Origin of the sequence: Sphingopyxis sp. (assembly GCF_036402335.1) — a bacterium.
Classification (GTDB): domain Bacteria; phylum Pseudomonadota; class Alphaproteobacteria; order Sphingomonadales; family Sphingomonadaceae; genus Sphingopyxis.
The window spans coordinates 1-7,835 of record NZ_DASWTD010000472.1; the positions used below are offsets into that span (position 1 = coordinate 1).

Below are 7,835 nucleotides of genomic sequence, written 5' to 3' on the forward strand. Positions count from 1 at the left end.
ACCCGCACCCTTGGCCCGGCGCCGCCGCGCTGGCGTTCGACTGGCAGCGCCTGCCCGATCCCGAAGCGCTCGCCGGGCTCGAGGCCATGGCCGCTTCCTTTTTCGGCGTCGAGGCAGGCCATGTCTGCGCCGTGCCCGGAAGCGAGATCGGCCTGCGCCTGACGGGCATGCTGATCGGCGGCCCCGCACGGCATATCGCGCCAAGCTATCGGACACATGGCGAAATGATCGCGGGAAGCGTGCCCGCCGGCGCCGATACGGCGTCGCGCCACGGCGGCACCTTGATCCTCGCCAATCCAAACAACCCCGACGGCCGCACGATCGACGCCGCGGCGATGCGGGCCCTGCTGCGCCGCCGCGGAACCGATGGCTGGCTTTTGGTCGACGAAGCCTTTGCCGATGCCGATCCGGCGGCAAGCGTCGCGGCGTCGGTCGACGACCGCGAAAGGCTGGTCGTCTTCCGCTCCTTCGGCAAATTCTTCGGCCTCGCGGGCGTCCGGCTGGGCTTCGTCCTCGCGCCGCGGGCCATCGTCGCCGCGCTGCGCGAACGGCTCGGCGCCTGGCCGCTGTCGGCGGCGGCGATCGCGATCGGTACCGCCGCCTATGCCGATGCGGGCTGGATCTACGCGGCGCGGGCGCGCCTGCCCGAGGATGCGGCGGCGCTCGACGCGATGCTTATGCGGCAAGGTTTTGCGCCCGCCGGGTCGTCCCCGCTCTTCCGCTTGATCGAAGTCGACGACGCGCACGCCCTGTTCGATCGGCTGGCACGGCGCGCGATCCTGACCCGCCCCTTCGCCGACCAGCCGCGCTGGCTCCGCCTCGGCCTGCCCGCCGACGCCGAAGCGCTGGCGCGCCTCGAAACGGCGCTGGCCGATGGCTGAGCCCGTCGCGCTCGCCGCGCTGGCGCTTGACGCGGCGCTTGGCTGGCCGCGGCCGCTCTATCGCCGCGTCGGCCACCCCGTGGGGCTGTTCGCACGCCTCATCGGCGCCGGCGAAGCGCGCTGGAACCGGCGCGGCCATGGCTTCGCGAAACGGCGCGCGCTCGGCGTTCTGACCCTGCTCGCACTCCTATCCCTCGCGGCGGGCACCGCGTGGACAGCGCAATATCTGCTCCTGGCTACCCTCGGTCCTTGGGGCTGGATCGGCGTCGCGATCCTCGCCTGGCCGGCGCTCGCGCAGCGCAGCCTGTTCGACCATGTGCGCGCGGTCGGCGAACGGGTCGATGCCGGCGACCTGTCCGGCGCGCGTCACGCCGTGAGCATGATCGTCGGCCGCGACACCGCCGCGCTCGACGAGGCCGGCGTCGCCCGCGCGGCGATCGAAAGCCTTGCCGAAAGCTTCTGCGACGGGATCGCGGCGCCGCTCTTCTGGCTGCTCCTGCTCGGCTTGCCGGGGGTGTGGGCGTATAAGGCGGTCAACACCGCCGACAGCCTGATCGGCCACCGCGAGGAACGCTGGCGTGCGTTCGGCTGGGCGGCGGCACGCACCGACGATCTCGCGAACTGGATTCCCGCGCGGCTGGCAGGGGCGCTGCTCTGCCTCGCGGGCGGGGGCGGATGGCGCATCCTGTGGCGCGATGCGCGCAACCATGCCTCGCCCAACGCCGGCTGGCCCGAGGCGGCGATGGCGGGCGCGCTGGGGCTTCGGCTCGCGGGTCCGATCGCCTATGACGGCGTGATGCACGACAAGCCATGGATCGGGGACGGCGACAGCGATGCGGGCGGCGACGCGATCGACCGCGCGCTTGCCGTCTATCTGCGCGCCTGCCTGCTTCTCTGGCTGATCGCAGGAGGCGCCGCGTGGCTGCGCTGATGCTGCAGGGCACGGGGTCGGACGTCGGCAAGTCGGTGCTCGTCGCCGCGCTCTGCCGCGCGCTGACCAACCGCGGGCTTCGCGTCCGCCCGTTCAAGCCGCAGAATATGTCGAACAATGCGGCAGTGACGGTCGACGGCGGCGAGATCGGGCGCGCGCAGGCGCTGCAGGCGCTGGCGTGCCGCGCCGAACCGCATAGCGACATGAACCCGGTACTGCTGAAACCGCAGGCCGACCGCACCTCGCAATTGATCGTCCACGGCCGCGTGCGCGGGACGCTGGGCAGCGGCAATTTTCGCGAAGCGCGCGGCGCGCTGATCGCCGACGTGCTCGAAAGCTACGACCGGCTGCGCAGCCAGTGCGACATCGTCGTCGTCGAGGGCGCCGGATCGCCCGCCGAAATCAACCTGCGCGCGGGCGACATCGCCAATATGGGCTTTGCGCGCGCCGCGAACGTCCCCGTCGCACTGATCGGCGATATCGACCGCGGCGGCGTGATCGCCTCGCTCGTCGGGACGCGCGCGGTGATCGACGCCGAAGACGCCGCGATGATCCGCGGTTTCCTGATCAACAAGTTCCGCGGCGATCCGGCGCTGTTCGAGGATGGCTATCGCGAGATCGAGGCGCGCAGCGGCTGGCCGGGGTTCGGCGTCATTCCCTGGCTGAGCGCCGCGGCGCGCCTGCCGAGCGAGGATGCGGTGATCCTCGAACGCCCCGCCGACCCGCGCGAGGGCCGCAAGATCGTCGCCTGCCCGATCCTGCCGCGCATCTCGAACTTCGACGACCTCGATCCCTTCAAGCTCGAACCCGGCGTCGAACTCGTCATGGTGCCGCCGGGCCGGCCGATTCCCGCCGACGCCGCGATCATCGTGCTGCCGGGATCGAAGGCGACGATCGCCGACCTCGCCGCGCTGCGCGCCGAAGGCTGGGATATCGACATCAAGGCGCATCACCGGCGCGGCGGGCTGATCGTCGGATTGTGCGGCGGCTATCAGATGCTGGGGCGCCGGATCGCCGATCCACTGGGGATCGAAGGGACGCCGGCCGCGGTCGACGGGCTGGGCCTGCTCGACGTCGAAACGACGCTCTCGCCCGCGAAGGTCTTGCGGCATGTGCGCGGAACCGCGCTCGGCGAGCCGGTTGAGGGCTATGAAATGCATATGGGCGAAACCGGCGGTGCAGGCACCGCGCGGCCGTTCGCGATGCTGGAGGGTGGTAGCCGCGATGGCGCTATCGCCGCTGCGGGCCAGGTGATCGGCTCTTATCTCCACGGCGCGTTCGCGTCGCCAGGCCTGCGGCGCGCGCTGCTGGCGCAGATCGGCGTCGCGGGCGGCGGCCGCGATTACGCGGCCGACGTGGATACGGCGCTCGACGCGATCGCCGCCGAATTTGCGGCGCACGCCGATATCGACGGGTTGCTGCGGATTGCGGGGATCGAGGCATGAGCGGATCGTCGCTGTTCGTGCTCGGCGGCGCGCGGTCGGGCAAGAGCCGTTATGCGCAGGCCCGCGCCGAAGCCGGCGCAAAAGACATTGGCGGCAGCCCCGTGTTCGTCGCGACCGCCCAGGCGTTCGACGACGAAATGCACAGCCGCATCGCGCGGCATCGGGCCGACCGCGATGCACGCTGGCGGACCGTCGAGGCCCCGCGCGACCTGCCCGCCGCGATCGACGCGCTGAACGGAAACGGCGCCGTCGTGCTTGTCGACTGCCTGACGCTGTGGCTGTCGAACCTGCTCCTCGCCGACGCCGATCTCGCACGCGCCGGAACCGAATTATGTGCCGCAATCGACCGGTTCGAAGGCCGGCTGATCCTCGTTTCGAATGAAGTCGGATGGGGCATCGTCCCCGACAACGCGCTGGCGCGGCGCTTCCGCGACGAGGCGGGGCGGCTCAACCAGGCGGTCGCTGCGGCCGCGGGCGAGGTCGTGCTGGTCGCTGCCGGCCTTCCGCTCGTTCTCAAGACAAACGGGTAGATGCCGTACGGATTCGCGCGCGCGGCTGCGCACCGAAAACCCGGTGGGCCGTAACGATACCCACGGTGCGCGGAACGGCGCGGCGAGCGCCCGGACAATCGGCGGAACGCTGTTCGACTGCGCAGCGATATGATAGCTAGACGGGACGAATCCGAAAACTCTTGGCCGAAGCGGCGGAAATAGTCGCACGGCATCGACTGCCTGATCTTTCCTGCGGGCCCGCGCTCGCCGGCAACCCAGTAAGACATCGGAGGCATGACAATGCAGACCCCCGGAGACTTCGACCTGTCGCGGCGCGGCGTGCTGGCCGGCGGCGCGGCATCGGTCGCGGCGGCGACGATCGTGCCGATCGGCACCGCGGGCGCAGCCCCGGCCCCGGCCCCACCGCCGCCGCCCATCGCCAAGGTCCGGTTCGAGGTAAACGGCGCGCCGCGCGAACTCGAACTCGATACGCGCACGTCGCTGCTCGACGCCCTGCGCGAACATCTGCACCTGACCGGCACCAAGAAGGGATGCGATCATGGCCAGTGCGGTGCGTGCACCGTGATCGTCGACGGACGGCGCATCAACAGCTGCCTGACGCTCGCGGTGATGCACGAGGGCGACCGCGTCACGACGATCGAGGGGCTCGGCACCCCCGACAAGATGCACGCGATGCAGGCGGCGTTCGTCGAACATGACGGCTATCAATGCGGCTATTGCACGCCGGGCCAGATCTGCTCCGCGGTCGCGGTGCTGGGCGAGATCGAGGCGGGGGTGCCCAGCCATGTGACGCGCGACCTGACCGCCGCGGCGCAGGTGACCGCCCCCGAACTGCGCGAGCGGATGAGCGGCAACATCTGCCGCTGCGGCGCCTATTCGAACATCATCGACGCGATCACCGATGTGGCGGGAGTGAAGGCATGAAAAGCTTCACCTATGAACGCGTCGACAGCGCGGCGGCCGCGACCGCCGCCTTTGCTCGCACGCCCGGCGCGCGCTTCATCGCGGGCGGCACCAACCTGCTCGACCTGATGAAACTCGAGATCGAAGCGCCGCAGCATCTGATCGACGTCAGCCGGGTCGCGCTCGACACGATCGAGCCGACGGCGGAGGGCGGGCTGCGCATCGGCGCGATGGTGCGCAACACCGACCTCGCGAGCGATGCCCGCGTGCGGCGCGACTATGGGCTGTTGACCCGCGCGCTGGTCGCGGGGGCATCGGGGCAGCTGCGCAACAAGGCGACGACCGCGGGCAATCTGCTCCAGCGGACGCGCTGTCCCTATTTTTACGATACCAACCAGCCGTGCAACAAGCGCAAGCCCGGCAGCGGCTGCGCGGCGATCGGCGGCTTCAACCGGCTGCACGCCGTCGTCGGCGCCAGCGAGGCGTGCATCGCAACGCATCCGAGCGACATGGCGGTCGCGATGCGCGCGCTCGACGCGGCGGTCGAGACGGTCGATGCCGCGGGCAAGGCGCGTGCGATCCCGCTCGCCGATTTCTACCGCGCGCCGGGAACGACGCCGCATCTGGAAACGGTGCTGGCGCCGGGCGAGCTGATCACCGCGGTCACGCTGCCGAAACCCGTCGGCGGCACGCATATCTATCACAAGGTCCGCGACCGCGCCTCCTACGCCTTTGCCTTGATTTCGGTCGGTGCGATCGTTCAGCCCGACGGCACCGGCCGCGTCGCGCTCGGCGGCGTCGGCTACAAGCCCTGGCGCGTCGAAGCCGCCGAGGCGGAACTCCCGCGCGGTGCAAAGGCGGTCACCGCGAAGCTGCTCGCGGGCGCGAAAACCACCCATGAAAATGCCTATAAGCTGCCGCTGGTTGAGCGCACGCTCGCCGGGGTGCTGGCACAAGCGAAGGGTTGAGCCATGAAGTTCGACACGCCCGCGACGACCAACCCGATCGACCAGATGAAGGTCGTCGGCAAACCCACCAACCGCATCGACGGCCCGCTCAAGACGACGGGCACCGCGCCCTATGCCTATGAACGCCACGATGTCGCGGCGAACCAGGCCTATGGCTATGTCGTCGGAGCGGCGATCGCCAAGGGGCGGATCGCATCGATGAACCTCGACGACGCCGGGGCGGCGCCCGGCGTCGTCGCGATCGTCACCGCCGACAATGCGGGCAAGCTGACGAAGGGCGATTTCAACACCGCCAAGCTGCTCGGCGGCCCCGCGATCGATCATTATCATCAGGCGATCGCGCTCGTCGTCGCCGACAGTTTCGAGCAGGCGCGCGCCGCAGCGTCGCTCGTCCGCGTCGAATATGCCCGCGAAAAGGGCGCCTATGATCTCGCCGCCGCGATCGATACCGCGATCAAACCGCAGGCATCGTTCGGCACCGAGCCCGACAGCGCCGTCGGCGACTTTGCGGCGGCGTTCGCGGCCGCGCCGGTGCAACTCGATGCGCGCTACACCACCCCCGACCACAGCCATGCGATGATGGAACCGCATGCGACGATCGCGGCGTGGGAGGGCGAAAAGCTGACGGTGTGGACGTCGAACCAGATGATCGCATGGTCGGCGGGCGACATGGCCAAGACGCTGGGCATTCCGAAAGAAAATGTCCGCGTCGATTCGCCCTATATCGGCGGCGGTTTCGGCGGGAAATTGTTCAATCGCGCCGACGTGCTGCTGGCCGCGCTCGGCGCCAGGGCTGCGAAGCGGCCGGTCAAGGTCGCGCTGCCCCGGCCGCTGATGATCAACAATACGACCCATCGTCCGGCGACGATCCAGCGCGTCCGCCTCGGCGCGACCGCCGATGGCAAGCTGACCGCGGTCGGGCACGAAAGCTGGTCGGGCGACTTGCCCGGCGGCGGCCCCGAGACCGCGGTGGCGCAGACGCGCCTGCTCTATGCTGGCGAAAATCGCATGACCGCGATGCGGCTGGCGGTGCTCGACCTGCCCGAAGGCAATGCGATGCGCGCGCCCGGCGAGGCGCCGGGGCTGATGGCACTCGAGATCGCCGTCGACGAAATCGCCGAGAAGCTGGGCCTCGACCCGGTCGCCTTCCGCGTGCTCAATGACACGCAGGTCGATCCCGAAAAGCCGAGCCGGCCTTTCTCGCAGCGCCAGCTCAACACATGCCTCGAGACCGGCGCGGAGAAGTTCGGCTGGAGCAAGCGCGCCAAGCCTGGCGCGACACGCGACGGGCGCTGGCTGGTCGGGATGGGGGTCGCCGCGGCGTTCCGCAACAATCTGAACGGACCGTCGGCGGCGCGCGTTCGCCTCGCCCGTTCGGGCGTGGTGACGGTCGAGACCGACATGACCGATATCGGCACCGGCACCTATACGATCATCGCGCAGACCGCCGCCGAAATGATGGGGCTGCCGCTCGACAGGATCGTCGTGAAGCTCGGCGATTCGGCCTTTCCGGTCTCGGCGGGGTCGGGCGGTCAGTGGGGAGCCAACAGCTCGACCGCGGGGGTCTATGCCGCCTGCGTGAAACTGCGCGAGGCCGTGGTCCAGAAGCTCGGCCTGCCCGCCGATGCAGTCTTTGCCGACGGCAAGGTGAAATCGGGACGGCGCAGCGTCGCACTGGGCGATGCCGCCGCAGGCGGCGAACTCGTTGCCGAAGACAAGATGGAATATGGCGACCTCGCCGAAAAATTTCAGCAGTCGACCTTTGGTGCGCATTTCGCCGAGGTCGGCGTCGATGCGATGACGGGCGAGATCCGCGTTCGCCGCATGCTCGCGGTGTGCGCGGCAGGGCGCATCCTCAACCCCAAGGCAGCGCGCAGCCAGGTGATCGGTGCGATGACAATGGGCGCGGGCGCGGCGCTGATGGAGGAACTCGCGGTCGACAAGCGCTTCGGCTTCTTCGTCAACCACGACCTCGCCGGCTATGAAGTCCCGGTCCACGCCGACATCCCGCACCAGGAAGTGATCTTCCTCGAAGAGGCCGATCCGACGACGTCGCCGATGAAGGCGAAGGGGGTGGGCGAACTCGGCATCTGCGGCGTTGCGGCGGCGGTCGCCAACGCCGTCTATAATGCGACCGGGGTGCGGGTGCGCAATTATCCGATCACGCTCGACAAGCTGATCGACAAGCTGCCCGA

Annotated in this window: 7 protein-coding genes; all 7 read left to right on the forward strand. The window is 69.6% G+C overall.

The annotated features are described in order from the left end of the window. Positions 1-881, forward strand: an 881-nt coding sequence (locus VGD20_RS15340; protein WP_331135279.1) for an aminotransferase class I/II-fold pyridoxal phosphate-dependent enzyme, incomplete at its 5' end; no start/stop codon positions are given. Beyond that, positions 874-1,812, forward strand: a complete 939-nt coding sequence (gene cbiB, locus VGD20_RS15345) for an adenosylcobinamide-phosphate synthase CbiB (protein WP_331135280.1) — start codon at positions 874-876, stop codon at positions 1,810-1,812. The genes VGD20_RS15340 and cbiB, both read left to right, overlap by 8 nt. Further along, positions 1,800-3,257, forward strand: coding sequence for a cobyric acid synthase (locus tag VGD20_RS15350; protein WP_331135281.1), 1,458 nt, complete (start codon positions 1,800-1,802; stop codon positions 3,255-3,257). Before cbiB ends, VGD20_RS15350 begins: the two co-directional genes overlap by 13 nt. Further along, complete coding sequence (cobU, locus tag VGD20_RS15355) at positions 3,254-3,787, forward strand: bifunctional adenosylcobinamide kinase/adenosylcobinamide-phosphate guanylyltransferase (protein WP_331135282.1); 534 nt, start codon at positions 3,254-3,256, stop codon at positions 3,785-3,787. Before VGD20_RS15350 ends, cobU begins: the two co-directional genes overlap by 4 nt. Before the next feature lie 261 nt (positions 3,788-4,048). Then, positions 4,049-4,693, forward strand: coding sequence for an aldehyde dehydrogenase iron-sulfur subunit PaoA (gene paoA / locus VGD20_RS15360; protein ID WP_331135283.1), 645 nt, complete (start codon positions 4,049-4,051; stop codon positions 4,691-4,693). Continuing rightward, positions 4,690-5,640 carry a xanthine dehydrogenase family protein subunit M gene (locus VGD20_RS15365; RefSeq protein WP_331135284.1) on the forward strand — a complete coding sequence of 317 codons (951 nt, stop codon included), beginning with the start codon at positions 4,690-4,692 and terminating at the stop codon, positions 5,638-5,640. The genes paoA and VGD20_RS15365 overlap by 4 nt, the downstream gene beginning before the upstream one ends. Before the next feature lie 3 nt (positions 5,641-5,643). Next, on the forward strand, positions 5,644-7,835 hold a 2,192-nt coding region (gene paoC, locus VGD20_RS15370), incomplete at its 3' end, for an aldehyde oxidoreductase molybdenum-binding subunit PaoC (protein ID WP_331135285.1).

Coding starts and splice junctions, on each gene's coding strand:
- VGD20_RS15365 (WP_331135284.1), top strand. CDS start 4,690: ATGAAAAGCTTCACCTATGAACGCGTCGACAGCGCGGCGGCCGCGACC.
- cobU (WP_331135282.1), top strand. CDS start 3,254: ATGAGCGGATCGTCGCTGTTCGTGCTCGGCGGCGCGCGGTCGGGCAAG.
- paoA (WP_331135283.1), top strand. CDS start 4,049: ATGCAGACCCCCGGAGACTTCGACCTGTCGCGGCGCGGCGTGCTGGCC.
- cbiB (WP_331135280.1), top strand. CDS start 874: ATGGCTGAGCCCGTCGCGCTCGCCGCGCTGGCGCTTGACGCGGCGCTT.